This window comes from Janthinobacterium sp. NKUCC06_STL, from assembly GCF_019345455.1.
Lineage (GTDB): Bacteria > Pseudomonadota > Gammaproteobacteria > Burkholderiales > Burkholderiaceae_D > Janthinobacterium > Janthinobacterium rivuli.
Genome location: NZ_JAHKQY010000001.1, coordinates 973103 through 997437, shown reverse-complemented (window position 1 = coordinate 997437; position 24335 = coordinate 973103). Strand labels below are relative to the sequence as shown.

General features: G+C 62.0%; 23 protein-coding genes. 9 read left to right on the top strand and 14 right to left on the bottom strand.

All coding sequences use genetic code 11. The features are described 5' to 3' along the window. Positions 1–19 precede the first annotated feature (19 nt). From KO539_RS04485 to KO539_RS04460, 6 genes are all read right to left on the bottom strand, one after another. Positions 20–346: a flagellar protein FliT gene (locus tag KO539_RS04485; RefSeq protein ID WP_219307539.1), complete on the bottom strand. Its 327-nt coding sequence runs from the start codon at positions 344–346 to the stop codon at positions 20–22. A 3-nt stretch (positions 347–349) separates the two neighbouring features. Further along, positions 350–796, bottom strand: coding sequence for a flagellar export chaperone FliS (gene fliS, locus KO539_RS04480; protein ID WP_219307537.1), 447 nt, complete (start codon positions 794–796; stop codon positions 350–352). Between the two features lie 22 nt (positions 797–818). Next, entirely contained in the window at positions 819–3500 is a 2682-nt protein-coding gene (gene fliD, locus KO539_RS04475) for a flagellar filament capping protein FliD (protein ID WP_225242327.1), read from the bottom strand. Between the two features lie 229 nt (positions 3501–3729). Beyond that, positions 3730–4101, bottom strand: a complete 372-nt coding sequence (locus tag KO539_RS04470; protein WP_219307535.1) for a flagellar protein FlaG — start codon at positions 4099–4101, stop codon at positions 3730–3732. Positions 4102–4185: 84 nt separating this feature from the next. Beyond that, positions 4186–5649, bottom strand: coding sequence for a flagellin (locus KO539_RS04465; protein ID WP_219307533.1), 1464 nt, complete (start codon positions 5647–5649; stop codon positions 4186–4188). A gap of 141 nt (positions 5650–5790) precedes the next feature. Continuing rightward, a complete protein-coding gene (locus tag KO539_RS04460) occupies positions 5791–5985 on the bottom strand; it encodes a hypothetical protein (RefSeq protein WP_219307531.1) in 195 nt (64 codons plus the stop codon). Between the two features lie 95 nt (positions 5986–6080). Here KO539_RS04460 and KO539_RS04455 point away from each other — a divergent pair, with 95 nt between their 5' ends. Genes KO539_RS04455 through KO539_RS04445 form a run of 3 tightly spaced genes read left to right on the top strand, consistent with a single transcriptional unit; the run spans position 6081 to position 10290 of the window. Beyond that, the gene (locus KO539_RS04455) at positions 6081–8144 is read left to right on the top strand and encodes a glycosyltransferase (protein WP_219307529.1); all 2064 of its coding nucleotides are present in this window, start codon (positions 6081–6083) and stop codon (positions 8142–8144) included. Further along, positions 8144–9082, top strand: coding sequence for a UDP-glucuronic acid decarboxylase family protein (locus KO539_RS04450; RefSeq protein WP_374106336.1), 939 nt, complete (start codon positions 8144–8146; stop codon positions 9080–9082). The genes KO539_RS04455 and KO539_RS04450 overlap by 1 nt, the downstream gene beginning before the upstream one ends. After that, positions 9079–10290: a class I SAM-dependent methyltransferase gene (locus tag KO539_RS04445; RefSeq protein WP_219307526.1), complete on the top strand. Its 1212-nt coding sequence runs from the start codon at positions 9079–9081 to the stop codon at positions 10288–10290. The genes KO539_RS04450 and KO539_RS04445 overlap by 4 nt, the downstream gene beginning before the upstream one ends. Positions 10291–10379: 89 nt before the next feature. Here KO539_RS04445 and KO539_RS04440 read toward each other — a convergent pair whose 3' ends face one another. From KO539_RS04440 to KO539_RS04425, 4 genes are all read right to left on the bottom strand, one after another. Further along, positions 10380–11951 carry a diguanylate cyclase gene (locus KO539_RS04440; RefSeq protein ID WP_219308601.1) on the bottom strand — a complete coding sequence of 524 codons (1572 nt, stop codon included), beginning with the start codon at positions 11949–11951 and terminating at the stop codon, positions 10380–10382. Between the two features lie 198 nt (positions 11952–12149). Beyond that, positions 12150–12797, bottom strand: coding sequence for a response regulator transcription factor (locus KO539_RS04435; RefSeq protein ID WP_034753998.1), 648 nt, complete (start codon positions 12795–12797; stop codon positions 12150–12152). A 30-nt stretch (positions 12798–12827) separates the two neighbouring features. Next, a complete protein-coding gene (locus KO539_RS04430; RefSeq protein ID WP_257626101.1) occupies positions 12828–14330 on the bottom strand; it encodes a histidine kinase in 1503 nt (500 codons plus the stop codon). 17 nt (positions 14331–14347) lie between these two features. Beyond that, complete coding sequence (locus tag KO539_RS04425; protein WP_035821327.1) at positions 14348–14938, bottom strand: membrane protein; 591 nt, start codon at positions 14936–14938, stop codon at positions 14348–14350. Between the two features lie 115 nt (positions 14939–15053). Between KO539_RS04425 and greB the strand changes: the two genes are divergently transcribed. Both greB and KO539_RS04415 read left to right on the top strand, forming a co-directional pair. Further along, complete coding sequence (greB, locus tag KO539_RS04420) at positions 15054–15620, top strand: transcription elongation factor GreB (protein ID WP_035821325.1); 567 nt, start codon at positions 15054–15056, stop codon at positions 15618–15620. A gap of 70 nt (positions 15621–15690) precedes the next feature. Continuing rightward, the gene (locus tag KO539_RS04415) at positions 15691–16335 is read left to right on the top strand and encodes a transposase (protein ID WP_219307523.1); all 645 of its coding nucleotides are present in this window, start codon (positions 15691–15693) and stop codon (positions 16333–16335) included. Between the two features lie 180 nt (positions 16336–16515). On the opposite strand, the gene KO539_RS04410 is transcribed toward KO539_RS04415, so the two are convergent. The 3 genes from KO539_RS04410 to gmk all read right to left on the bottom strand — a co-directional run bounded on the left by KO539_RS04410 (position 16516) and on the right by gmk (position 19783). Further along, positions 16516–18798, bottom strand: a complete 2283-nt coding sequence (locus KO539_RS04410; protein ID WP_219307521.1) for a bifunctional (p)ppGpp synthetase/guanosine-3',5'-bis(diphosphate) 3'-pyrophosphohydrolase — start codon at positions 18796–18798, stop codon at positions 16516–16518. 82 nt (positions 18799–18880) lie between these two features. Beyond that, positions 18881–19084: a DNA-directed RNA polymerase subunit omega gene (gene rpoZ, locus KO539_RS04405; protein WP_010400723.1), complete on the bottom strand. Its 204-nt coding sequence runs from the start codon at positions 19082–19084 to the stop codon at positions 18881–18883. 60 nt (positions 19085–19144) lie between these two features. Next, positions 19145–19783, bottom strand: coding sequence for a guanylate kinase (gmk, locus tag KO539_RS04400; protein WP_080753685.1), 639 nt, complete (start codon positions 19781–19783; stop codon positions 19145–19147). A 210-nt stretch (positions 19784–19993) separates the two neighbouring features. Between gmk and KO539_RS04395 the strand changes: the two genes are divergently transcribed. Continuing rightward, positions 19994–20404, top strand: coding sequence for a DoxX family protein (locus KO539_RS04395; protein WP_219307519.1), 411 nt, complete (start codon positions 19994–19996; stop codon positions 20402–20404). Positions 20405–20411: 7 nt separating this feature from the next. On the opposite strand, the gene KO539_RS04390 is transcribed toward KO539_RS04395, so the two are convergent. After that, positions 20412–21302 (bottom strand): YicC/YloC family endoribonuclease, encoded by an 891-nt coding sequence (locus KO539_RS04390; RefSeq protein WP_099403009.1) that lies wholly within the window; start codon positions 21300–21302, stop codon positions 20412–20414. A gap of 300 nt (positions 21303–21602) precedes the next feature. Here KO539_RS04390 and rph point away from each other — a divergent pair, with 300 nt between their 5' ends. From rph to hemW, 3 genes are all read left to right on the top strand, one after another. Further along, complete coding sequence (rph, locus tag KO539_RS04385; RefSeq protein ID WP_141170407.1) at positions 21603–22331, top strand: ribonuclease PH; 729 nt, start codon at positions 21603–21605, stop codon at positions 22329–22331. A gap of 138 nt (positions 22332–22469) precedes the next feature. Beyond that, the gene (gene rdgB / locus KO539_RS04380) at positions 22470–23054 is read left to right on the top strand and encodes an RdgB/HAM1 family non-canonical purine NTP pyrophosphatase (protein WP_219307518.1); all 585 of its coding nucleotides are present in this window, start codon (positions 22470–22472) and stop codon (positions 23052–23054) included. Next, positions 23051–24325 (top strand): radical SAM family heme chaperone HemW, encoded by a 1275-nt coding sequence (hemW, locus tag KO539_RS04375; protein ID WP_219307516.1) that lies wholly within the window; start codon positions 23051–23053, stop codon positions 24323–24325. Before rdgB ends, hemW begins: the two co-directional genes overlap by 4 nt. The last annotated feature ends 10 nt before the right edge of the window (positions 24326–24335 follow it).

The following is a 24335-nucleotide window of genomic DNA, read 5'->3' as shown; positions in this document are numbered from 1 at the left end:
GACCTTGCCCCGTGGGCGCTTACGCGCCGTAGGCGTTGGCCAGGCGCCGCTCAGTGCCGGTGCTGCTGATCAGCTTGGACAATTGCGCCATCCACGGCATGGTCAGATCGCGGATCTTGCGGTCGTCTTCCAGGATCTGCTTGATCAGGGCGACTTTGCGCTGGCGGCCGGCACTTTCCAGCACGACTTTTTCTTCATTCGCCTTCAGCGCTTCCACATGCGCGCTCACTTGCTGCTCCAGCGCTTCGAGCTCGTCCCAGTCGGCGTTGCCGGCGGCGGTCACCATCCGGCCCGTCAGGGTCTGCATGGTTTCGTAGGTGGTCAAGACTTCTTGATTGGTCATCATGGGTCAGGCACTCGCAAGGCTGGGCATACGTTTCAGATCGGCGCCGGGGATGGCGGCGGGCGTGGCGCCGATGGCGTTCCAGGTTTCGCGCAAGTCGGTGAGCAGCCGCTGCACTTCCTCCAGCATGGCCAGATCGTTGCGGATGTTGGCCGCCAGCAGGCGCGCGCCCATGTATTCGTACAGGGAGTCGAGGCCTTCGGCGATCTGGCCGCCCGCTTCCTTGTTCAGGCTGGCGCGCAAGCCATTGTCGATGATCTGGATGGCTTTCGAGATGGACTTGCCTTTTTCCGGCACATTGCCCGATTTCATGTGCATCTGCGCGCTGAGCACGGCCACCAGGGCGCCGTCGTACAGCATCACGATCAGCTTGTGCGGTGAGGCCGCGCCGATGCCCGTTTCCAGGCCGACCTTGGCATAGGCGTTGACGCCGCGTTGTTGGGTTCCAAACATTTAATTCTCCTGATGATTGGGCTTAACGGTTGGCGGCGATGGCGGCCAGTTGCTGGGTCAGATAGGTTTGCGTGCCCTGCAATTTGTTCAGGGATACGTCCAGCCGCGAGTACTGGGCACGGTAGCGCGCTTCGATGTCGGTCAGCTTCGCGCTGAATCTGTCGCGCTGCTCGGCAACCGACTTGATGCTGTCGTTGATGCCTTTGGACTTATTGGTGATCATGCCGTCCGTACCCAGGAAGGCGGTGGCCAGGTTGTTCAACTGATAGGCATAGCCTTGCGAGAAACTGACCGTGCCGCGCGAGCCGGTGACACCGCCCGTCACTTCAATCTTCAAGCCTTCGGCTGGCGAGCCGGGGGCGCCTGTGAGGGTCTGGCCAGAGCCGGTGACCGGTTGTCCGCCCAGGGTGCCGGCCACGTCGGTACCCTTGACGGGCGTGGCGGCGCCAAACAGATTTTCGATACCGGTTCCCGTACCGTTGCTCAATGCCAGATTCGATACCGAGCCGTAGCGGCTGGACGCCAGGACCAGTTTGCCGGTGCCGTCGATGGAAGCGGAGACCGTCGCGCCATTGTCCGAAAAAGATTTCACGCCGTTGATCGATGATTGTATCAGCGATGCCATCTGCGCCGGCGTATAGGTACCTGCCGGTATCGACACCTGGGCCGTATTCTTGGCCGCCGACGGGTCCGTATCGTTGAGGGTGATATTCCAGGTGGTGTCGCTGCCAATCGTGGTGCTGGCGGGCAGCGCGCCGAGCGACGTGAGCGAGCCTTGGCTGGCCATGGTGGTGATGGTCAGGTCATAGGTGCCGGGCTTGGTGGCGGACGTCGAACTGGTGAAGGCGACGTTGCTGTCGCTGACCTTGCCGATGGCGGAAAACAGGCCCGCGATATCGCCGAAGTTCGCGCTGATGGCTTTGTCGAGCTTGCTGGTATCCAGGGCCAGGCTGCCATCCTTTTGGAAGGAGATACCTACCTGGCTCAAGGTGTTCATGCCGCCGTTCAAGCCAGTAATCGGCGCGCCCAGCTGCCTGCGCAGCTGGCTCTGGATCGATTGAACGGTCGAGTCGCCCAGCAAGACACCGCCGGTCTTGGTTTCGGGGTTGTAAGCCGTCATCTTGCCGATCGAGGTATTGAGCTCGTTGTAGGCCTTGACGAAGGCGTTGATGCTGGTCTTCACCGTCGAGGTATCCTTGGACACTGACAGGCTGGTGGTGCCGACTTTGCTAATGCCGAGGGTAACGCCTTCGATGGCCGTATCGACACTGTTCGAGCTGCTGGAAATGGCAATACCGTTGACGCTGAACATGGTATTTTGCGCAGCGCTGTTTTGCTTCAGGTTTTGCGTGCCGGAAGCGTCATAGGACAGCAGATCGTTCAAGGCGCTGTCGGCAGGCTGGCCGTCACTGCCGCTGAGCGAAATTTTCATGGCCGAATTGGCGCCCGTCTTGGTCGAACTGAGCACCAGGTGATACGGCTTGTCGCTGCCGTCGGAAACGATACTGGCCGTGACGCCGAGGCCGGCGTTATTGATGGCGTCACGTATGCCTTGCAAAGTGTTGTTGGTGGAGTCGATGACCACCGAACCGGTTGCCTGCGTGCCGTCCTGGGTGAAGTTCGTGTTCATGTAGCTGCCGCCCGTGCCTGCTGTCAGGCCGGCTGCCGCAGGATTGCTGCCGGCGATGACGATGGGGCTGGCGTTGCCCGAAGCCAGGGTGATCGAACTGGCGATGGTGACGTTGGAACCGTCGTTGACGGCATTGGCGGCGTGTCCGATGCCACCCATGACGCTGCCGGTGACGACTTCTTCAATATTGAGGTTGGAACCATCGGCACGCGTAAATTGCAAGGTGCCGTCTGCGGCCTTGCCGGTGACCGTAATATTGGCTGCCGCCAGTGCATTCGAGACGGCATTCGGACCGGTAAGTGTCGTATCGAGCGATGCGGCGGTGATGCCGCCGCCTGCGGCGACGCCATTACCCTGGGTAACGATTTCGATGCCGCCCACCGACAGCGAATAGGTGCCGTTCGCACCCGTGGCGATATTGCCGAAACCGTTGAACATGGTGGCGTTGCTGGCCGTTGGCTGGGCCGTGGCGGTCACGCCCGTGGTACTGCTCTTGGCGTTGATGGCGTCGGCCAGGGCGCGCGCGCTCTTGGTGCTGGCATCGGTGGGGATGGCCGTGCCATTGATGATCAGCGAGCCGTTGCTTACGCCCGTAAGCAATGTGCTGCCGCTCAGTGCCGTGCCCGTTACACCAAAGGTGCCGCCGGCGAGTGCGCCAAGCTGGAAGGATACCGTCGTCTTGGCGCCGCTGCCGATGGTCGACAGTTTGCTGGCCATGCCACCCGACGTCAGCGTCTGCGCCTGGGCCAGCTGGGAAACGTTGATGTTGTAGTTGCCAGCAACGGCCTTGGCGCCCGCGCTTGCCGATAGCACCAGCGGATCGGACGGCGTAGCGCTGACGGCACGGAAGTTGTTCGAATTGCTTAGCGCCGATAGCGAGTTTTGGAAGGTGCCGACGGCACCGCCCAAGGTACCTATCGCGCTGAGCTTGGCTTGGTAGGAGGCCGTTTTCTTGTCAAAAGTGCCCAGCGGTGCCGCTTCCGCGGTCATCAGCTTGTCGATGATGGCGCCCACGTCCAGGCCGCTGGCGCCGGCGCCGATGCCAACGGATGATATTGTAGGGGTAATGGCCACGGAATGCTCCTAGGAAAACGCTAATATAAGCTGTTATCGGCAGAATCAATCAAGACTTGAGAGGGGGATTTACCGCGCTGTTTCCAGCGGAAGCCAAAAAGCGGGGAGGAGACAGCAGTATATTGCTTTAATTGAAATTAAAGCGGGGCCGGATAGTCAGGCTATCGGGCCCCATGGTCATGCTGATGCGTATTGCCACGATGTCGCATGTCCGTGTGCCACGCCATCATCAGGCGCTTTGGCTGATCAGCGAGCCTTTGGCCGAGTCAAAGGTCTTGGCCAATTCCAGCGCTTCCCGCGTGGGAATCTGGCGCAGTACTTCCTTGGTTTCCTGGTCGATGACCTTGACCACCGTGCGCTGGCTGTCTTCGTCGATGGAAAATTCCAGGCCTTGCGTCTTCATTTGCGAGGACTGGTTCAATTCCGAGACGGCTTTGTCCAGCTGCTCGCGGCTCGGTTCCTTGCTGGCTTGCTGTGGCGTAACCGTAGCGTTTTCCGTGGCGTTGCGGGGCGCTGCCGGGCGCGCCGGTGGCGCATCCGTCGCGGCGTAACTCTTGTCTATCCTGGCCGCGGAGGCGGCCGCTATCGTATCGATAGTCATGGTGCTCTCCTAGTGAAAATTCCCCTGCCGAAAAAATCCGGCAGGGGAATCAGAGTCCTACGCTGTTGCCTGACTAATCGGAGATTAGCCGCGCAGCAGGCTCAGGACGCCGTTTGGCAGCGAATTCGCTTGCGCCAGCATGGCCGTACCAGCTTGTTGCAGGATCTGGCCGCGGGTCATGTTGGCCGTTTCCGAAGCAAAGTCGGTGTCGACGATGCGGCTGCGCGATGCGGACAGGTTTTCCGTCGTCGATTGCAGGTTCGAGATCGCCGAGGCGAAGCGCGATTGCAATGCACCGTACTGGGCGCGTTGGCTGTTGACCGTCGACAGGGCGGCGTCGGCAATTTTCAGCGCCAGCTGGGCGCCAGCGAAGGTGGTGACGTCGAGCGAGGCGACCGATTTCAGTTTCGATGCGGTACCGCCTGCTGTCAGGGCCAGGCCGGAACCTGGGTCGGTGACGGAGAAGCTGCTATCCGAGTCGAACGTCACGGTGCCGTTGGCAACGGCTGCCGCACCTTTGGCATCTTGACCGCCAGCAACAATGCCGCCGGCCAGGGTGTAAGTGCCGACTTTCAATTGCTTCTGGGCTGCGGCGGCGAGCTTGTCGGTAATCGCGATGTCGGAGCCGCTGGAGTTGCTCAGCTTGATGCCGCCATTTGTCGTGTCGAACTGGGCAGAGACACCGGTCTTTGCCGTTTGGGCATTGATGGCATTGATGCCGGCTGCAAAGTCGGTCGCGCTGGCGGCGCCAGCGGCGACGTCGAACGAGACGGTCACTGGGGTTGTCGCATTGTCCGATGCGATCGAGAAGGAGTAAGAGCCAGCGACCAGGCCCAGATTCGCTTCCGTTTTCGCGGTTGCCGTCACGCCGGAGCTCGCCGTTTGCTGGTTCAGGCCGGCAGCGATCGTTTTGGCCGAATCACCGGCTACGGTGGTGTACGTGGCCGTGCCGAGCTTGCCGTTGACGGCGATGGCGCTGCCTGCTACCACACTCGATGAGGCGGTTGTCTTGACTGCATCGCTTTCAATGCGGTTGTTGCCGTAGGTGCTGGTCAGGAAGTTCGCGCCATTGGCCGAAATCAGCTGATTGGCATCGGCGCCGACCTGGAAGTTGGCCGTGCCCATGGTGCCATCGAGCAGCGCCTGGCCGTTGAACGAGGTCGTGGTGGCGATGCGGTTCAGTTCCGAACCCAGTTGGCCTACCTCGGTTTGCAGCGCCTGACGGTCGCTCGACGAGTTGGTGGCGTTCGACGATTGCACGGCCAGTTCGCGGATGCGTTGCAGGATGTCGCCCGAGCTCGACAGTGCGCCCTCGGCCGTTTGGGCCAGCGAGACGCCGTCGTTTGCATTGCGGGTGGCTTGGGTCATGCCGCGGATTTGCGACGTCATGCGGTCGGAAATGGCCAGGCCAGCTGCATCATCCTTGGCGCTGTTGATACGCAGACCAGAGGACAGGCGTTGCAGCGAGGTGGACAGGGCCGATTGCGAGGTCGACAGGTTGCGTTGCGAATTCAGGGATGAGATGTTGGTATTAATTACTGCAGCCATGATAATTCTCCAGACAGGTACTACATTGCGCTATGTGCTATTCACTTTGGCCTGCCCCGCTATTCCGGAGCAATCAAGCCGCTGTTGTAATGTTTATCGGTCACTGGCTGGGAAAGTTGATAGGGAAAAACATTCTTTATTTTATTTTTTTCCTCTAATTGTTTGAGGTGATGGCCCGCTAATCGGCAGGCTTGTGTGAAACTTGAGGGCTAATTCAGATTTATTTTTCTTCTTTATCACCGTGTCAGCCTGCCGGTTTTTGTTGAACAAATCCAATTTCCCCTGGCGGATGCCTGCCGCAGCGAGACTATAAACTGCTAAGATCGTCGCCATCATGTATAGACACCTGTGCCTGGTTCAGATTAACAGGGTAAGAGCGGGCCGCTTTTGCCCACCGTGCTGTGATGTGCGTATTGCATTTACTTACTAAAATGAAGACTACTGATATTGCTGGCAGCGACCGGGCTGGCCCGCCAGATGCGAGCGAGATCGCGCAGGCTGTGGAACAGGCCATGCAGTTGGCTGAAGCGCACTTGCTGGCGGGCCGCATCGGCGAAGCGGAGCAGCTGTACAAAGCGGTACTGCAACTGTCGCCATTGCATGCCGGCGCGAATCGTCAACTGGGATTGCTGGCATTAAAGGCGGCGCAGGTCGAGGCCAGCCTGCCTTTCTTTGCTGCCGCACTCGAGTCCCGTCCCGACCTGGCTGCCAGTTGGCTGGACTATGTCGAAGCGTTGATGCTGGCCGGCCAGGAGGTGCTTGCAGCTCAGGTCCTGCAATTCGGACGCGAGCATGGACTCGATAATATATGGGCGGACCAGTTGGCTCGCCGACTCGCCGGCGACGCGCCGCCAGCGGCGCAGGCCGTTATCGCCCCCTTGGGCGGCGCCGGCGCTGCAGATGAGGTGCAAGACGGGAGGCCTGCGGAAGTCGATTTGAGCGCCTTGTTTGAGCTGGGCTGCTATGCGGAGGTGGAGAAGTCTGCGAGGGCCCTGACGCGAAGCCACCCCAACGATGGCTACGGCTGGAAATTGCTGGGTGCCGCATTGCGGGAGCAGCATCGTCCGCGCGAGGCCTTGCCGTGCATGCAGAAGGCGGCGCGTCTTATTCCTGGCGATGTGGGCGTGCAGCAGAATCTGGGGGGCATATTGCAGGAGTTGGGCAATCTCGATGCCGCCGAGAGTGCATGCAGGAATGCTGTTGCCATGGCGCCAACCGATATGTTGGCACACAGCGACCTGATCATGATACAGAGCTACCATTCCCGCGCCACTCCAGCCCGGCGCCTGGCCGATGCCAAACGGTTTGGCAAGGTTGCCAGCACCTTGGCGACCACCCCGTTCAAAGACTGGTCCTGTAGCAAGCAGCCGCAGCGCCTGCGCATCGGCCTGGTATCGGCCGACCTGAGAAACCATCCGGTTGGTTTCTTTCTGGAGGAACTGCTGGCCGCGCTCGATCCGCGCCGCGTGGAACTGATCGCCTATCCGACAGTGCCTTACGTTGACCGGATGACGTCGCGCCTGCGGCCGTATTTTGCCGCATGGCGCCCTATTTCCGGCTTGGATAACGCCGCGGCGGCGCAGTTGATTGAAAGCGATGGCGTGCACGTTTTGTTCGATCTTGGCGGCCATACCGGCAACAATCGTTTGCCCGTATTCGCCTGGCGCCCAGCGCCCGTTCAGGTGAGCTGGCTTGGTTATTTTGCCACCACGGGCATGGCGGAAATGGATTATTTATTGGCAGACCCTCATGTGGCCCCCTTGGGAGAGGAGGGCGAGTTCACCGAGACGCTGTGGCGCATGCCCGACAGCTATCTGTGCTTCACGGAGCCGCGCGAGGAGGTGTCTGTGACGCCGTTGCCGGCTGTGTCGAATGGTTTTGTCACATTTGGCTGTTTCAACAATCTGGCCAAGATGACCGATGCCGTCGTCGCCCTGTGGTCGCGCGTACTCAAGGCCGTGCCCGACTCCCGGCTGTCGCTCAAGACCAAACAGCTGGATGACGCGGCTGTGCGTGCGCGCACCCTGGCGCGCTTTGCTGTGCATGGTATCGGTGCCGAGCGTATTTCCATGTCGGGAACCGGAACCCGCCTCGCCATGCTGGAAGCCTATCAGCAGGTCGATATCGCACTCGATCCTTTTCCGTATCCCGGCGGTACCACCAGCATGGAGGCGCTATGGATGGCCGTGCCCATCGTGACGCGGCGCGGCACGCACTTTTTGTCGCATCTGGGAGAGTCGATACTGCACAATGCAGGCTTGCCGGACTGGATCGCCAGCGACGATGACGATTACGTGGCCGTCGCCCGGCGCTTTGCTGGCGACGTCGATGCGCTGGCGGCACTGCGGGGGAGCTTGCGCCAGCAGGTCGTCAACTCGCCGCTGTATGACGCACGCCGTTTCGCGCGCCACTTCGAGGATGCGGTCTGGGGCATGTTTCATGCGAAGTACAAAAAACTGGCCGAGTCCGGCGATATACCCCAAGGAGAACAATGATGCCCCGTACCACACTGATTACTGGCGGCGCCGGCTTTCTCGGTTCGCACCTGTGCGACCGCATGATCGCCGATGGCCACGATGTGCTGTGCGTGGATAATTTCTACACGGGCAGCAAGGACAATATCCGCCACCTGCTGGGTCACAAGCGCTTCGAACTGCTGCGCCACGACGTCTGGCTGCCGCTGTACGTGGAAGTGGACCGCATCTATAACCTGGCTTGCCCGGCCAGTCCTGTGCATTACCAGAACGACCCCACCTCGACCACCAAGACCTCGGTGCTGGGCGCCATCAACATGCTGGGTCTGGCCAAGCGCAAGCGCGCGCGTATCCTGCAGGCATCCACCTCGGAAGTGTATGGCGACCCGCAAGTGCATCCGCAGCGCGAGGATTACTGGGGCCATGTCAATCCCATCGGCCCGCGCGCCTGCTACGACGAAGGCAAGCGCTGCGCCGAAACCCTGTTCTTCGATTACCACCGCCAGTCGGCCGTGGATATCCGCGTCGTGCGCATCTTCAATACCTATGGCCCGCGCATGCATCCGAACGATGGCCGCGTGGTCAGCAACTTCATCGTGCAGGCGCTGCGCGGCGATCCGATCACCCTGTATGGCGATGGCCAGCAGACACGCTCGTTCTGCTATGTCGATGACTTGATCGAAGGCATGGTGCGCATGATGAATCAGACGCAGGAAACCGGACCTGTGAATCTGGGCAATCCTGCGGAATTCACCATCCGCGAACTGGCCGAACTGGTGCTGCGCCTGACGGAATCGAAAAGCGAGCTGGTTTTCCGTCCCTTGCCGGCCGACGACCCCGTGCGCCGGCAACCCGATATCGCCAAGGCGCGCGCCGCGCTGGAGTGGGAGCCGGCAGTGAGTCTGCATGATGGCTTGAAAGAAACTATCGCTTACTTCAAGAAAGTGATCTTTGCATGAAACAGCAATTGCTCCCGGCAGTGTGCCCGGTCTGCGCCCACACGGTGGCGGCAGCGTTTTTCGATGGTGGCCAGCAAGCGTTGGCGACCCTGGGCTGGCCGGCCAGCGCAGCCGAAGCGCAGGCGATGGCCGTGCAGCCGCACGACTTCGTGCAGTGTCCGCAGTGCACCCACGTGTGGAACCACGCGTTTTCCTATGACGCCATCCCCTACCAAAACAATCCTAACCGCATGTTCAACAAGGGCGGCATCTGGAAAGGCCACCTGGCCGATACGCGCGACGTGCTGCTGGCCCAGTTGCCGGCCTCGCCCACGGTGATCGACATCGGTTGCGGCGAAGGTCATTTCGTGCGCGCGCTGGCCGATGCCCTTGGCGAGCAGGGACGTTTCATCGGCTTCGACCCGAATGCCACGCCGGAAACGGGCCGCGGGGTGGAGTTTCATGCGCGCTATTTTCAGCCCTTGCAGGACGTGCCCGAGTTCACGCCCGATGCGCTGGTGATCCGCCATGTGCTGGAACACCTGACCGATCCCGCTTCGCTGGTCGAGCAAATGGCGTGGGCCGCCGCGCGCTCGGACAAGCCAATGTGGCTGTTTGCCGAAGTGCCTTGCATCGACCGGGTCTTCGCCACGGGCCGCCTGGCCGATTTCTTCTATGAGCACATGTCGCATTTCACGACGGAATCGTTCCGTACCTTGATGCAGCGCGCTGGCGAAGTGGTGCAACTGGCGCATGGCTATGACGGCGAAGTGGTGTATGCGCTGGTGCGCCTGCAGATTCCGAAGGCGCTGCGCGACCAGGCGCGCCACAGCAATGCGTTTGCCATTGCCGCCCAGCGCAGCCGCAAGGCCATTGCCGCCCAGCTCGACACCTTGGCCACTGGTGGCCAGCGCGTGGCCATCTGGGGCGGCACTGGCAAGGCCGCCGCCTTCATGCACCAGTTCGGCGCCGACGCGCAGCGCTTTCCGCTGGTGGTCGACTCCGACCCGGACAAGGCCGGTACCTTCGTGCCTGGCCTGGGCCAGGAAATCGTCTATCGCGACGTGCTCAAGACGCAGCCCGCTGACGTGGTCATTATCCCCACGCAGTGGCGCGCGCGCGATATCGCCGCCGAAATGGCGCGCGAGGGTATTGAAGCCAAATCCATCCTGATCGAGCACGAAGGCCGCTTGATCGAATTCTTTGCCGACGAGCATCCTTACCGCTGATGCTCGCGCCAGGTGCCCAGCTGGCGCCCGAATGCAAAAATGCCGCTCGATGAGCGGCATTTTCGTTGGCGCGTACCGTGTGGCGCGGTTCAGTCCGCCACCACCACGCGGTTCTTGCCCGTTTGCTTGGCCTGGTACATGGCGCGGTCGGCGCGCTTGACCAGTTCGGCCTGGTCTTCGTTGGGCAGGCGCAGGGCCACGCCGGCGGAAAAGGTGATCAAGACTTTTTCGTTGTCGTGCAGGAAGAAATGCCGGGTCAGCTCGCGCTGCAAGCGCGTCATCGTCGACGAGGCGGCCTCGACCGTCGTTTCCGGAAGCAGGATGAGGAATTCCTCGCCGCCGAAGCGGGCGATGACGTCCATCGAACGCAGGGTTTCCTTGACGATTTTGACCAGGTGTTTCAGCGCCGCATCGCCGGCCAGGTGGCCGTAGGTGTCGTTCAGGCGCTTGAAATCGTCGAGGTCCAGCATGGCGATGCACAGCGGCGTGCCGCGGCGGTCGGAGCGGGCCGTCTCGCGCTCGAACACGTCATCCAGGCCACGGCGGTTCAGGCTGCCCGTCAACTGGTCTTCCCGCACCAGTTCGCTCATATGCTGGAGCTTTGCTTCCAGCGTGTGAATGCGCTGTTCCGCATCCTGCACTTCCTGGCGCGCCAGCACCATCTTGTCGCGCGCGCGCAAGGCTTCGTTCTGCACCATGCGCGTTTCGCGCAAGACTTCGTCGAGAACGCTGTTCAGTTCGCTGATATTTTCCGCCTGGCTGATCTTTTCCGAATAGCCGCCGATCTTTTCATGGAAGTCGCCCGTGCTGGCCGCCACTTGCCCCAGGCGGTCGATGAAGGTCATCATCATGTTCTTGACCGTCAGCTTGACGTCGGACAGGCTGTGCTTGAGCTGGCCCTGCTTGTAGATGACTTCCTTCAGGCTGCGCGTGGCGTCTTCCAGCGCGCGCTGGTCGAGCGGGCCGGCGATCAGGTTTTGCACGGCATCGACCTGGCCGCGCAGCCAGCTGTCGTCGTCGAGCAACTGGCTGACGTTATCGAGCAGCAACTTGAACAGGCGCAGCAGCAATTCCTGCTGCTCGGCCGTGTCGCCGCTTTTCAGTTCGATCTGGTAGCACAGCTGTTTCAGGCGCAGGGCCGCTTCGTTCAGCGCTTCTTCCGTGTGGGCCAGCTTGATGGCCGCGCCCAGCGATTCGGCTTCTTCCACCAGCGCGGGCGTGCCCGTGAGCAAGGTGGCGACGGCAAAACCCAGGGTGCGGCTGAGCAATTCACGCAGGGTGCGCGTCTGTTCGCCGTCCGGCAGGGGCGGCAATTCGATGCCGCCGCCTTTCTTGACCTGTTTTTCCGCCAGTTGCGCCAGCGTGCGCGCATAGCTGTCCCAGTCGCGCGCTTTCAGGGCGCGCTGGAAGCGCCGGCCAAAGTCGCCCAGTTCGCCCGTCGATTCGCTCATCTTGGCGGCAAACTGCGTCAGGACATTTTCCGCGCCGCTCTCCGTGGGTGCGCTGGCGGCCAGCACGGCGCCAGGCGTAGCTGGCGTCTCTGCCGGTTCGCTGATGCCGGCGATTTCATTGTAGATATCGCGGTAGGCGCTTGGCGTCGGGGCGATGCGGCGCGTGGCCAGGCGGCGAAACGCTTCGCGGGCGATATCGGCCGGGTTCATCGCGGCGGTGGCGGTATTCGTGGCGCCAGCGGGAGCGTTTGCTGGGGAAGTTGGCAATTTACTGGACATGTAGGCACAGCCTTTTTAGATATTTCTCATTATCCTCATGATATGCGAGTTGGCAAAGAACTTATTGTGCGAGAAGCAAGGAGAAGTCCTGTCAATTCGCCCGATGCCAGCGTGCATGCCACTTTGCCGTCAATCCACCAGCTGGTTGCGGATGGCGTAATGCGTCAGTTCGGCGCTGTTCTTGAGCTTCATCTTGACCAGCAAGCGGGCGCGGTATTCGCTGACGGTCTTCACGGATAATTTCAGCTCTTCGGCGATGGCGCCCACGGCCTTGCCCGAGGCGATCATGACCAGGGTCTGGTATTCGCGGTCCGACAAGGTGTCGTGCAAGGCCGTTTCGTGGTCTTCGCCCACCGTGTTGGCCAGTTCCTGCGCCAGCGAGGCGCTGATGTATTTCAAGCCCTGCGCCACCTGGCGGATGGCCGTGACCAGTTCGCGCGGCGCGCTCTGTTTCGTCAGGTAGCCGGCCGCGCCCGCTTTGAGCGAACGGATGGCGTACTGGTCTTCGCGGTGCATGGACAGCATCAGTACGGCCAGCTCCGGCTTTTCTTTCTTGATCTGCTTGAGCACCTCGATGCCGCTGCGGTCGGGCAGGGAGATGTCGAGCAGCAACACCTGGCATTTCGAGCCACGGAACAGCTTGATGGCGTCGTGGCCATTTTCGGCCTCGCCGGCCACGATGATGTCCTTCGTGTCGGCGAGGATTTGCTTCAAGCCCTCGCGCACGATCGCATGATCGTCGGCGATGAATACCCGGATGGTGGCTTTTTCTTTCATGACTGCGTTGTTTCCTATCTAATTCACCCACTAGGCCGTGTCTGGCGACGGCCCGCTGTGCGCGGGCGCACTGGCTGCAGCCGCTATTATCGCCTCTCGCGCTGTGGTCAGCCGGATTTTTATGCTCAGGATGGTGCCGCCGCCAGGCCCGTCCATCAGACTCAGGGTGCCGCCCAGCGCGCTGGCCCGTTCGGCCATGCCGCGGATGCCGAACGATTGCGGCTTGGCGCGGTCTGACAGACGCATGCCGACGCCATTGTCGGCGATCGACAGGCTGATATGCTGGCGCTGCCGGGCCAGGCGTACGCTAACCTTGCTTGCCTGCGCATGCTTGGCGATATTCGTCAGCGCCTCCTGGGCGATGCGGAACAGGCTGGTCGCCTGGTCCAGTTCCAGTTCGATATGCTGGCGGTTCGAAATGAACTGGCATTCGATGCCGGCCTGGCGCGCGAATTCCTTGACTTGCCAGTCCAGCGCGGCAACCAGGCCCAGGTCCAGCATGGACGGGCGCAAGTCCAGCGAAATGCGGTGCACGGCGTCGATGCTGCGGTCGACCAGGGCATCGACATAATCGGCCTTTTCCTGCAACTGCGGGTCGTCCGGCGGCAAACGGCGCGCCAGCATGGCCAGCGCCATCTTGATCGCCGTCAGATTGCCGCCCAGGTCATCGTGCAATTCGCGCGCCAGGCGCGTGCGTTCGTGTTCCTTGACCTTGTCGATGTGCGCGGTCAGCTCGGCCAGGCGGGCGCGCGACTGGCGCACTTCGATCTGTTCGAGCCGGCTTTCCGTGATATTCGTCATGATGCCTTCCCACTGCACCGTGCCGTCGGCCAGCGCGCGCGGCGTGGAGCGCAGGTTGATCCATTTGACGTCCTTCCAGGCATCGATCCAGATGCGGCCTTCCCAGTTCCAGCTCCACAAAGCGCTTTTTGACGCTTGCATCGATTCCAGATACGAGGCGCGGTCGTCAGCGAGGATCAACTGGTAAAACAGTTCCGGGCGCGCGTGCAGCTGTGCCGGTCCCAGGCCAAGCAGAGCCTGGCAGCCGTCGCTCAGGTAGGGGAAGGCGGCGCGCCCATCCGCATGCAGGCAGAACTGGTACACGAGGCCCGGCGTATTCGAGACGATGGCGTTAAAGCGCGACTGCACCTGCGCCAGGGCGGCGGCCGTCGCCTGCGGCGTGCGCAAGTCTTCGCCTTCGGCCAGCAGCAGGGCGCGTCCCTGGCGGCTGGCGCGCGACAGGTGCAGGCTGAGCGAATACAGGCTGCCATCGCGGCGGCGCAGCTGCACGTGCAGCCGGGCTTGCGCACCGATGCTGTCGTCCAGGGTCGCCAGCACGGCGGCCAGTTGCTGCGCATCGAGCTGCGGCGCCAGGGTGAAGGGCGTCATCGCCAGCAATTGCTTGCGTGCATACTGCAAGTTGTCGCAGGCGGCATCGTTGGCGTCGAGCAATTGCAAGCTGGCCGCGTCAAACAGGTAGATTTCCGGCGTCGCCGCGCGCATGGCGGGCGCCAGCCGGGGAGTGTCGTGCATGGCGTTGGCTTTCTTCATCAGCGGCGCGCGCGCCAGAAGGCGGCGAAGCGGCGCAGCACCCTGGCCGGGCGCGAACTGTGGCGCCCGGCGGCGGCGCGCGTACGCAGGCGCTGCCACCAGGCGCGGCGGGCGCGGCCCAGCGCGGCCGACAGGCGGCTGACACGGCGCCATGGGCGCGTGGCGCGCAGACGGGCGATCCAGCGGTCCTTGGTTTCCATGAACAGGCCATGCCAGCGCGCAAACCACGGCAAACTCAATAGGGTGGGGCGCGTCAGGCTGTACAGGCGCGCGACGGCGGCCGCGCCGCCCAGCTTGGCGATCACGATCACGCCGATGCCGGAAAACGCATGGCCGCGCGCGATCGCCAGCAGGGCCAGCAGCTTGACGGGGAACAGCAGCACGGCTGGCAGCACGAAGATGGCCAGCGCCCAGTACGGCGGCAGGCGCTTGATCCACGCTTCGAGCGCATGCAGGGGCGGAAATTGCGCGATCACCTGCATGATGCGCGCGCCGGTCGCCCACAGCCATTCCTCGATCAGCAGGAAGATGGCGGCCAGGTAGACCAGCGGCGCGAACAGCCAGCGCCTGACTCTGTAGAATTTTTTCATCCGTCTCCGTGTGCGGCGCAGGTTTGCCGCGATTGCCACGATGATACGTCAAAAAAGCCCGTTTGCCCCCGCATCGCGTGTGCCCGTGGCTCCCTGGCGGGGCTACAATAGGCAGATGAATAAAGCCTTTGTAAAAGAATCCGACAACGACGACGATGAAGAGGCGGCCGCGCTGGCGCTGGCCATTCCCGCCGGCGCCAAGAACTACATCACGCCGGCCGGCTATCAGCGCATCAAGGAAGAGCTGCTGCAGCTGATCGACGTCGACCGTCCGGAAGTGGTGCGCATCGTCCATTGGGCGGCGTCGAATGGCGACCGTTCGGAAAATGGCGACTATATCTACGGCAAGCGCCGACTGCGCGAAATCGACCGCCGCATCCGTTTCCTCACCAAGCGCATGGACCTGGCCGCCATCGTCGACCCCAGCGTGCACCATGGCAACGATCAGGTGTTTTTCGGCGCCACGGTGACTTACCGCACCAGCGACGGCGAAACGCACACCATCACCATCGTCGGCATCGACGAGTTCGATCCCCTGAACGGCAAGATCAGCTGGGTCTCACCCATGGCCCGCACCATCACCAAGGCGCGTGAGGGCGACGTGATCACCCTCACCACGCCGCTGGGCGAGCAGGAACTGGAATTGCTGGAAGTGACGTATCCGGCGCCGGGGGAGGGGTAGTTTGCGGTGACGCAGGGTGCGTGAGGCGCGCGCAGGCACACTGATTCTTTAGTTGCTATCAGGAGCCGCCATGCCCCGCCGCCTTCGCCTCGCCTTGCCCGGCGTTCCGCTGCATGTGGTGCAGCGTGGCGTGAATCGTCAAGCCTGCTTTCTTGATGGGCAGGACAAGCAGCGTTATCTGGATTATTTACGCAGTTGTTTGGCGCTTGCGCCATGCCAATTGCATGCCTATGTGGTCATGAGCAATCATGTGCATCTCTTGCTTTCCACGCAAAGCACAGTTTTCCTGTCGTCGCTGATGAAAATGCTGAATCAGCGTTATGTCCAGTACTTCAACTGGCGTTATGGCCGCACCGGCAGCTTGTGGGAAGGTCGCTACAAGTCTTGTCTCGTGCAAGAAGAACGTTATTTATTGATTTGCCAGCGCTATATCGAACTCAATCCCGTCAGGGCCGGTATCGTGGCATTGCCTGGGCAATATTGCTGGTCCAGCTATCGGAGCAATGCGCAAGGCAAGCTCGATGACCTGGTGTCTCCGCACTCCTTGTATTTGACGCTTGGACGTGACGTGTCTGAACGGCAAGAGAAATACCAAGCGTTATTTCAGGATGAGTTGGGCGAGCGTTGCATTGGACAACTGCGAGAGGCAGTCAATGCCGAATTTGCCGTAGGCGATCAGGTGTTTTTACGGCGAGTCGCGGAAATGCGCCGGTAGTCCGCAGCGGAGATCAGGGGTCAGACCCGGCGGGTCTGACCCCAGTTTTTTGCTGCGTAAATGAATTACGTTCGAACCTGCAAAGCGTGAGAGCCGGGGTCAGTCGCTTCGCGATTGGAATGCGCCCCATTGGGACGTATTCCCCCGGCGGGTCTGACCCCAGCTTTTTGCCAACAATTCCTAGTTACGTTCGCGCAGGATGCGATTCACGCCGGCCACTCTGCGCACGTTGCGCAGCAGGGCGGCCAGGTGGACCCTGTCCTTGACCTGCACGGTGAAGCGCAGCTGGTCGAGGACGTTGTCCTTGTCTTCGTCCATGCCCACATAGATGATGTTGGCGTCGGATTCGCCGATTTCGGCTGCCACGCGGGCCAAAATACCCCGTTCGCTGTTGATCAGCACCTTGATGCGGCAGTCGAAGCGGCGGTTCAGTTCGGTTCCCCAGCGCACGGCGATCCAGCGGTCCGGTTCCTTGGCGCGCTGGCGTTTTGCCTGCGAGCAGTCGCTCGTATGCACCAGCAGCCCCTGGTCGCGGCGCAGCTGGCCGATGATCTGGTCGCCGGGAATCGGCAAGCAGCATGGCGCCAGTTGCACCGAGACGCCTTCGCTGCCGCAGATGGTGACGGGGTCGAGCTCGCTGCCGCTATTGTGTTCCACCGGCATGCTGGCCGCTTCGCCGCCGATCAAGCCGAAGATGTGGCGCGCCACCAGGGTGGCCATGCGCTTGCCGATGCCGATGTCCGCGTACAGCTCGTCCATGGAATTGGCGCTCGACTCGTTGAGCAGGCGTTCGACCAATGGCGCTGGCAGGTCGGCGTCGATGTTCAAGGTCTGCAGCGCCTGCGACAGCAATTGCTGGCCCAGGGCGATCGATTCGGGCAGGTTGATCGTGCGCAAATGGTGGCGGATGGCCGAACGGGCCTTGCCGGTGCGCACGAACGACAGCCAGGTCGGGCTGGGGCGCGACGAGGAATCGGTGATGATTTCGACGATGTCGCCATTGTGCAGCTCGGTGCGCAGGGGCGAGGTTTCGTTGTTGATCTTGACGGCCACGGTCTGGTCGCCGATGCCCGTGTGGATCGAGTAGGCGAAGTCGATGGCCGTGGCGCCGCGCGGCAGGGCGATGATCTTCGACTTCGGCGTAAACACGTAGACGGAGTCGGGGAACAGGTCGACCTTGACGTGTTCGAGGAATTCGGCCGAGTCGCCCGTCTGTTGCTGGATGTCGAGCAAGGATTGCAGCCATGCATGCGTGCGCTGCTGCAAGTCGGACGGGTTCGATTCACCGCTCTTGTACAGCCAGTGCGCCGCCACGCCGGACTCGGCCGTGCGGTGCATTTCCTGCGTGCGGATCTGGAATTCGACGGGCGTGCCGTACGGGCCGATGACGGTCGTGTGCAGCGACTGGTAGCCATTCAGCTTGCGGATCGCGATGTAATCCTTGAACTTGCCCGGCATGGGCTTGTACAGGCTGTGCAATGTGCCCAGGGTCACGTAACAGTCGGCAAAGCTGCCCACCACCACGCGGAAGCCGTACACGTCCAGCACTTGCGAGAACGACAAATGCTTGCTGCGCATCTTTTTATAGATGTCGTACAGGGTCTTTTCGCGGCCCGTGACGTCGGCCTCGAGTTCGGCCATGGACAAGGTGCTTTTCACCGCTTCCATGATCTTGTTGACCACTTCGCGCCGGTTGCCGCGCGCCGCCTTGACGGCTTTCGCCAGGGTGCGATAGCGCATCGGGTACAGGTGCGAAAACGACAGGTCCTGCAGCTCGTGGTAAATATTGTTCAGGCCGAGGCGGTGCGCGATCGGCACGTACACTTCCATGGTCTCGCTGGCGATGCGGCGTTTTTTTGCCGCCGTCATGAAGTCCAGGGTGCGCATATTGTGCAGGCGGTCGGCCAGCTTGATGAGGATCACGCGCACGTCGGAGGCCATGGCCAGCAGCATCTTGCGGAAGTTTTCCGCCTGCGCTTCGATCTGGCTCTGGAATTCGATCTTTTCCAGTTTCGACAGGCCGTCGACCAGGTGCGCCACCGGCGCGCCGAAGCGCTCGATCAATTCATCCTTCTTGACGTCCTGGTCTTCCATCACGTCATGCAGCAGGGCGGCCATGATGGCTTGCGCGTCGAGCTTCCAGTCGGCGCAGATTTCGGCGACGGCGATCGGGTGCGAGATATACGGCTCGCCCGAGCGGCGCATCTGGCCCAGGTGCATTTCGTCGGAGAAGCGGTAGGCTTCCTTGACTTTTTTCAGGTCGGCGGGAGACAGGTATTCGGCCAGCTTGTCGGCCAGGTGGCTGACGGAGGCCACGCCGAGGGCGGGCGCTGGCGGTGCTGCGGGGGAGTTGCTGCCGGACGTGCCGGCGCCGGGCGCGGAAGCGCCCTGCGGTTTTGCCGCCTGGCGCGAGGCCAGGGGCGGCAGTGCTGCGGAAGTCGTGTCGGCTGGGGTCAGACTCATAAAACGTCGCGTTGCTTCACAGTGTGAATAAAGGATACGGTAGAACCAGGGGTCAGCACTGTTCCGGCACGCGGGTTCCCACTTACATCGGGACCTTTTTCAGCATTTCGATGCCGACTTTACCGGCAGCGATTTCACGCAGTGCGACAACGGTAGGCTTGTCCTTGGCTTCCACCTTGGGGGTGTGGCCTTGCAGCAACTGACGTGCGCGATAGGTCGCAGCCAGGGTCAGCTGAAAACGGTTAGGGATCTGCTTCAGGCAATCTTCGATTGTGATACGGGCCATAGTAACTCCTAAATTGTGTGCGTGGTGCGGGGCGCTGTGTGAACTGGCGTGCAGAGACGATTATTCTGCGTGCAGGCCCAGCTGGGCGAATAGCGATGCGTTGCGGGCCGCTTGTTGCGCAAACCGGCAACGGGCCGCTCTCACGATCGCGCTCAGTTCGGACAAAGCGACCGTAAACTCTTCATTGATAATAACATACTCGAACTCCGGAGCGTGTGCGATTTCGCCGCCGGCCGCCAGCAGGCGGCGCGTGATCACGTGCGGCTCGTCCTGGCCGCGCTTGTTCAAGCGTTCTTCCAGCGCATCGATCGATGGCGGCAGGATGAAAATGCCGGCCGCGCGGGGAAATTGCTTGCGCACCTGGCGCGCGCCCTGCCAGTCGATTTCCAGCAGGATATCGGTGCCGGCGGCCATTTGCTGTTCCACCATGATGCGCGAAGTGCCGTAGTAATTGCCATGCACTTCCGCCCATTCCAGGAATTCACCCTGGTCGGCGCGCGCGACAAAGTCTTCCGCCGTCGTGAAGTAATACTCCCGGCCATGCTGCTCGCCCGGACGGGGCGCGCGCGTGGTGGTCGAGATCGACAATTTGATGCCGGGCTCTTGCGCCAGCAATGCATTGACCAGTGTCGATTTGCCGGCGCCCGATGGCGCGGCGACCACGAACAGGCTGCCGGAGAAGGCGGTAGGGTGGCTCATGCGGATCTTTCCATATGCGTGTGATGGCGGCGTGTGCGCTTGCATGGGCGCCGCCCAATCCGGTATTTTACCAAGAGGCAAGGCGGTGAGCCAGCCCCGCGATGCGCCTTGCCGCCAGGCTTGTGCATATTTTGCTTGTTATCTTGAGGAAATAGTTATTTAATTTGGAATGGTTTTTTCTTGATAACTATTTGCCGACAGGATGCGCGCATGAAAAATTTCCCGTTTCTCAGTGTTGCCCAGGCCATGTTGCTGCTGCGCGTGGCCATCGCCGTGATGTTCATGGCGCACGCCATCACGCGCATCGCCAATGGCACCATTCCCCGCTTTGCCGGTTTCCTGGAAGACAAGGGATTCATCTACGGTCTGGCCGTCGTGTGGGCGATTACCGTCGTCGAAATCGTTTGCGGCAGTTTGCTCATCGCCGGCAAATACACGCGCTGGGCGGCGGTCGGGCTGATGGTGATCTGCATCGGCGGCATCGCCATCGTGCATGCGGCCAAGGGCTGGTTCGTGGGCGAGCATGGCGCCGGCGGCGTGGAATACAGCATCGTGCTGTTTGTCGCCTGCGTCGTCATCGCCGCCAGCGACAAGGGGCGCGCCGGAGCGCGCCTGACCTGAAGGGAGCTTATTCCAGGTTCTGCACCTGTTCGCGCATCTGCTCGATCAGCAGCTTCAAGTCCATCGAGGCGTCGGCCAGTTCCTTGACGGACGCCTTGGCGCCCAGCGTGTTGGCTTCGCGGTTCAGTTCCTGCATCATGAAGTCGAGGCGCTTGCCCACTTGCCCGCCCTTGGTGAGGATGTGGCGCGTTTCGCCCAGGTGGGCCGACAGGCGCGCCAGCTCTTCCGATACGTCGATGCGGATGCCGTACAAAATCACTTCCTGGCGGATGCGCTCCATGGCGTCCTGGCGCGACAGGGCCGAATTCGAGCCTTGGCTGGCCAGGCCCAGCGCATCCTGCATGCGTTCGATGGCTTTTTGCTGGAAGGCCGCCACCACTTGCGGTATCAATGGCGTGATGCGCTTGACGATGGCTTCCATCGCTTCGATGCGCGACACCAGCACCGCTTCGAGCGCGGCGCCTTCGCGCTTGCGGCTGTCGACGAAGGCCGCCACGGTACGGCGGGTCAGCGCGCCCACGTCCGCCTGCAAGGATTCTTGCCCCACTTGCGCTTCTTCGATGACGCCAGGCCAGCGCAGCAGTTCGGCCACCGTCATGACGGGAGCGGAGACAAAATGCTGGCCCACTTCGTTTTGCAGGCGCGCCAGTTCGGCCAGCAGGGGCAGGTTCAGCGCCTGCGTGCCGGCGGTCGCGGCCTTGCGGCCAAAGCTCAGGCGTACCTCGACTTTGCCGCGCGTGATGGCGGACATGACGGCGGCGCGCAAGTCAGGCTCCAGGGCCCGCAGATCGTCGTTGATCCGGAATTGCAGGTCGAGAAAGCGCGAGTTGACGCTCTTGATTTCAATTGTCAGTGTGCCTGCAGCACCTTCGCTGGTGGCAACCGCGTAGCCTGTCATGCTTGAAATGCTCAAAGGATTCCCCGATTTGGTCTTGTATACAGTCACTTATACACTTAATCAGCCAGCGCAGGCAATACCGCCCGCGCCGCAAAACAGACCGAAGTACACGATGGCCTGAAAATTGCTGAATAGTGTGCGTTTTACGGCATTGTAAAGAAAATTGTGTTTGGCGGGGCAGGATTGTAGGGATCATGTGTGCGCGGCCCGCCATTGCGTCCTGCGCTGTTGCATGACTGCAAATACACAGGCGCGCGGTGGTAAAATCGCTGCCGCAACCCCAATCACACAGGACACCCCATGACATTTGAATCCCGCCCGAGCGGCCGCGCCGTCGACGCGCTGCGCGCCATCCGCATCACCCGCCAGTACACCAAGCATGCCGAAGGCTCGGTGCTGATCGAGTGCGGCGACACCAAGGTCATCTGCACCGCCAGCATCGAAGACAAGGTGCCGGGTTTTCTGAAAGGCAAGGGCCAGGGCTGGTTGACGGCCGAGTACGGCATGCTGCCGCGCTCGACGCACACGCGCATGGACCGCGAAGCGGCGCGCGGCAAGCAGTCGGGCCGCACGCAGGAAATCCAGCGCCTGATCGGCCGCTCGCTGCGCGCCGCCTTTGATTTGCAGGCCTTCGGCGAACGCACCCTGCACCTCGATTGCGACGTCATCCAGGCCGACGGCGGCACGCGCACGGCCTCGATCACGGGCGCCATGGTGGCCGCGTATGACGCGTTTTCCCAGCTGCAGGCGCGCGGCGCGATCACCGCCATTCCCGTGAAAAGCTTCGTCGCCGCCATCTCGGTGGGCGTCTACCAGGGCATGCCGGTGCTGGACCTCGATTACGTGGAAGACTCGGGCTGCGACACGGACATGAACGTGGTGATGACGGAAGCGGGCCACTTCATCGAAGTGCAAGGCACGGCTGAAGGCGCCGCTTTCGACCGCGCCGGCATGAACCGTTTGCTGGACCTGGCGCAGGGCGGCATCGCCGACCTGATCGCCCTGCAGAAGCAAGCCCTCGGCATGTAATCTTTACACAGATTTACACATCGCTGCCCGCCACGCCGGGTAAAAAGCCCACACTTGCCGCCGTTGAGCGCGGCGGTGGGGCACGGTGAGGGGAGCGCAAAAGGTTTACAATGTCGGCACTTCAACCGGACTACTGACATGACCCAACGCCTCATCCTCGCCTCCAACAACGCCGGCAAGCTCAAGGAATTCAACGAGCTGCTCTCGACCATCGGTTTTTCCGTCCACGCCCAGGGCGAGTACGCCGTGCCGGAAAGCGACGAACCATTCCACACCTTCGTTGAAAACGCCCTGCAAAAGGCGCGCCACGCATCGCGCCTGACGGGTTTGCCGGCGCTGGCCGACGATTCCGGCGTGTGCGTCAATGCGCTCGGCGGCGCGCCAGGCGTGTACTCGGCCCGCTATGCGGGCGAGCCGAAATCGGATGCCGCCAACAGCGCCAAGCTGATCGCCGACCTGGAAGCGCATGCCGACAAGTCCGCCTACTACTACTGCGTGCTGGTGTACGTGCGCCATGCGGACGACCCGCAGCCCGTGATCGCCGATGGCCGCTGGAATGGCGAGATGATCGCCACGCCGCGCGGCCAGGGTGGCTTCGGCTACGATCCGCACTTCTTCATTCCCGCGCTGGGCAAGTGCGCGGCCGAACTGACGTCCGATGAAAAGAACGCGCTGTCGCACCGTGGCCAGGCCCTGCGCGCGCTGGTGGAAAAGCTGCGATGATTCCGATCAAACTGGTGGGCGCCGTTGCCAGGTCGGCAGCCAAGCCGAATACCGCTCCCGCGCCGCAGGAAGGCATTTCCGGCGCGGCCGGGGCGGCCCTGAAATACCTGCAGCCGGGCGCGCTGAACCTGACGGCCCTGCCGCCGCTGTCGCTGTACATCCATTTCCCGTGGTGCGTGAAAAAATGCCCGTATTGCGACTTCAATTCGCACGAGGTGCGCGGCGACCTGCCGGAAGCCGAATACCTGGCGGCCCTGCGCCTGGACCTGGAAATGGCGCTGCCGCTGATCTGGGGCCGCAAGATCCACACGATCTTCATCGGCGGCGGCACGCCCAGCCTGATGTCGGCGGCGGGCCTGGACCGGTTGATGTCGGACGTGCGCACCTTGCTGCCCCTGGAGCCCGATTGCGAAATTACCATGGAAGCCAATCCGGGCACCTTTGAAGCGGAAAAATTCAAGTCTTACCGGGCCAGCGGCATCAACCGGCTGTCGATCGGCATCCAGAGCTTCAATGGCCGTCATTTGCAGGCGCTGGGCCGCATCCATGACGACAACGAGGCGCGCCGCGCGGTGGAGATCGCGCACGCCAACTTTGACAATTTCAATCTCGACCTGATGTACGCGCTGCCCACGCAGACGCTGGCCGAGGCGCAGCAGGACCTGGACACGGCGCTGTCGTTCGCGCCGCCGCATTTGTCGCTGTACCACCTGACGCTCGAACCGAACACCTTGTTCGCCAAGTATCCGCCGGTGCTGCCGGACGACGACGAGAGTGCCGACATCGCCGACATGGTGGCCGCGCGCGCCGCGCAGGCCGGTTATGGCCGCTATGAAGTGTCGGCCTATGCGCAGCCGGGCCGCCAGGCTAAACACAACCGCAATTACTGGGAATTCGGCGACTACCTGGGCATCGGCGCGGGCGCCCATTCGAAGATTTCGTTCCCGCACCGCGTGCTGCGCCAGGCCCGCTACAAGCAGCCGCGTGCCTACATGGACGCGGTACTGGCCGGTAATCCGGTGCAGGAAGAGCGCGAACTGGCGCGCGAGGAAATGGGTTTTGAATTCATGCTCAATACCCTGCGCCTGACGCAGGGCTTTGCGCCGAACCTGTTCGCCGAGCGCACAGGGCTGGCTCTCAACGCCATCGAGCAGCCGCTGAATGCGGCCGAAGCGAAAGGCTTGCTGTACCGCGACCACCAGGTCATCCGCCCGACGGCGCTGGGATTGTCCTTCCTGAACGACCTGCAGCAGATGTTCCTGGAAGACTGACGCCGCCTGA

Excerpts from the sequence above, each read along its gene's own strand:
- KO539_RS04460 (WP_219307531.1), bottom strand. The coding sequence starts at position 5,985 with ATGATGGCGACGATCTTAGCAGTTTATAGTCTCGCTGCGGCAGGCATC.
- KO539_RS04435 (WP_034753998.1), bottom strand. The coding sequence starts at position 12,797 with ATGAAAGAAAAAGCCACCATCCGGGTATTCATCGCCGACGATCATGCG.
- rdgB (WP_219307518.1), top strand. The coding sequence starts at position 22,470 with ATGACCCAACGCCTCATCCTCGCCTCCAACAACGCCGGCAAGCTCAAG.
- rpoZ (WP_010400723.1), bottom strand. The coding sequence starts at position 19,084 with ATGGCCCGTATCACAATCGAAGATTGCCTGAAGCAGATCCCTAACCGT.
- KO539_RS04445 (WP_219307526.1), top strand. The coding sequence starts at position 9,079 with ATGAAACAGCAATTGCTCCCGGCAGTGTGCCCGGTCTGCGCCCACACG.
- KO539_RS04485 (WP_219307539.1), bottom strand. The coding sequence starts at position 346 with ATGATGACCAATCAAGAAGTCTTGACCACCTACGAAACCATGCAGACC.
- fliS (WP_219307537.1), bottom strand. The coding sequence starts at position 796 with ATGTTTGGAACCCAACAACGCGGCGTCAACGCCTATGCCAAGGTCGGC.
- rph (WP_141170407.1), top strand. The coding sequence starts at position 21,603 with ATGACATTTGAATCCCGCCCGAGCGGCCGCGCCGTCGACGCGCTGCGC.
- KO539_RS04450 (WP_374106336.1), top strand. The coding sequence starts at position 8,144 with ATGCCCCGTACCACACTGATTACTGGCGGCGCCGGCTTTCTCGGTTCG.
- KO539_RS04430 (WP_257626101.1), bottom strand. The coding sequence starts at position 14,330 with ATGCACGACACTCCCCGGCTGGCGCCCGCCATGCGCGCGGCGACGCCG.
- KO539_RS04390 (WP_099403009.1), bottom strand. The coding sequence starts at position 21,302 with ATGACAGGCTACGCGGTTGCCACCAGCGAAGGTGCTGCAGGCACACTG.
- KO539_RS04440 (WP_219308601.1), bottom strand. The coding sequence starts at position 11,951 with ATGAACCCGGCCGATATCGCCCGCGAAGCGTTTCGCCGCCTGGCCACG.
- gmk (WP_080753685.1), bottom strand. The coding sequence starts at position 19,783 with ATGAGCCACCCTACCGCCTTCTCCGGCAGCCTGTTCGTGGTCGCCGCG.
- KO539_RS04425 (WP_035821327.1), bottom strand. The coding sequence starts at position 14,938 with ATGAAAAAATTCTACAGAGTCAGGCGCTGGCTGTTCGCGCCGCTGGTC.
- KO539_RS04410 (WP_219307521.1), bottom strand. The coding sequence starts at position 18,798 with ATGAGTCTGACCCCAGCCGACACGACTTCCGCAGCACTGCCGCCCCTG.
- greB (WP_035821325.1), top strand. The coding sequence starts at position 15,054 with ATGAATAAAGCCTTTGTAAAAGAATCCGACAACGACGACGATGAAGAG.
- KO539_RS04415 (WP_219307523.1), top strand. The coding sequence starts at position 15,691 with ATGCCCCGCCGCCTTCGCCTCGCCTTGCCCGGCGTTCCGCTGCATGTG.
- KO539_RS04465 (WP_219307533.1), bottom strand. The coding sequence starts at position 5,649 with ATGGCTGCAGTAATTAATACCAACATCTCATCCCTGAATTCGCAACGC.
- KO539_RS04470 (WP_219307535.1), bottom strand. The coding sequence starts at position 4,101 with ATGACTATCGATACGATAGCGGCCGCCTCCGCGGCCAGGATAGACAAG.
- KO539_RS04395 (WP_219307519.1), top strand. The coding sequence starts at position 19,994 with ATGAAAAATTTCCCGTTTCTCAGTGTTGCCCAGGCCATGTTGCTGCTG.
- hemW (WP_219307516.1), top strand. The coding sequence starts at position 23,051 with ATGATTCCGATCAAACTGGTGGGCGCCGTTGCCAGGTCGGCAGCCAAG.
- KO539_RS04455 (WP_219307529.1), top strand. The coding sequence starts at position 6,081 with ATGAAGACTACTGATATTGCTGGCAGCGACCGGGCTGGCCCGCCAGAT.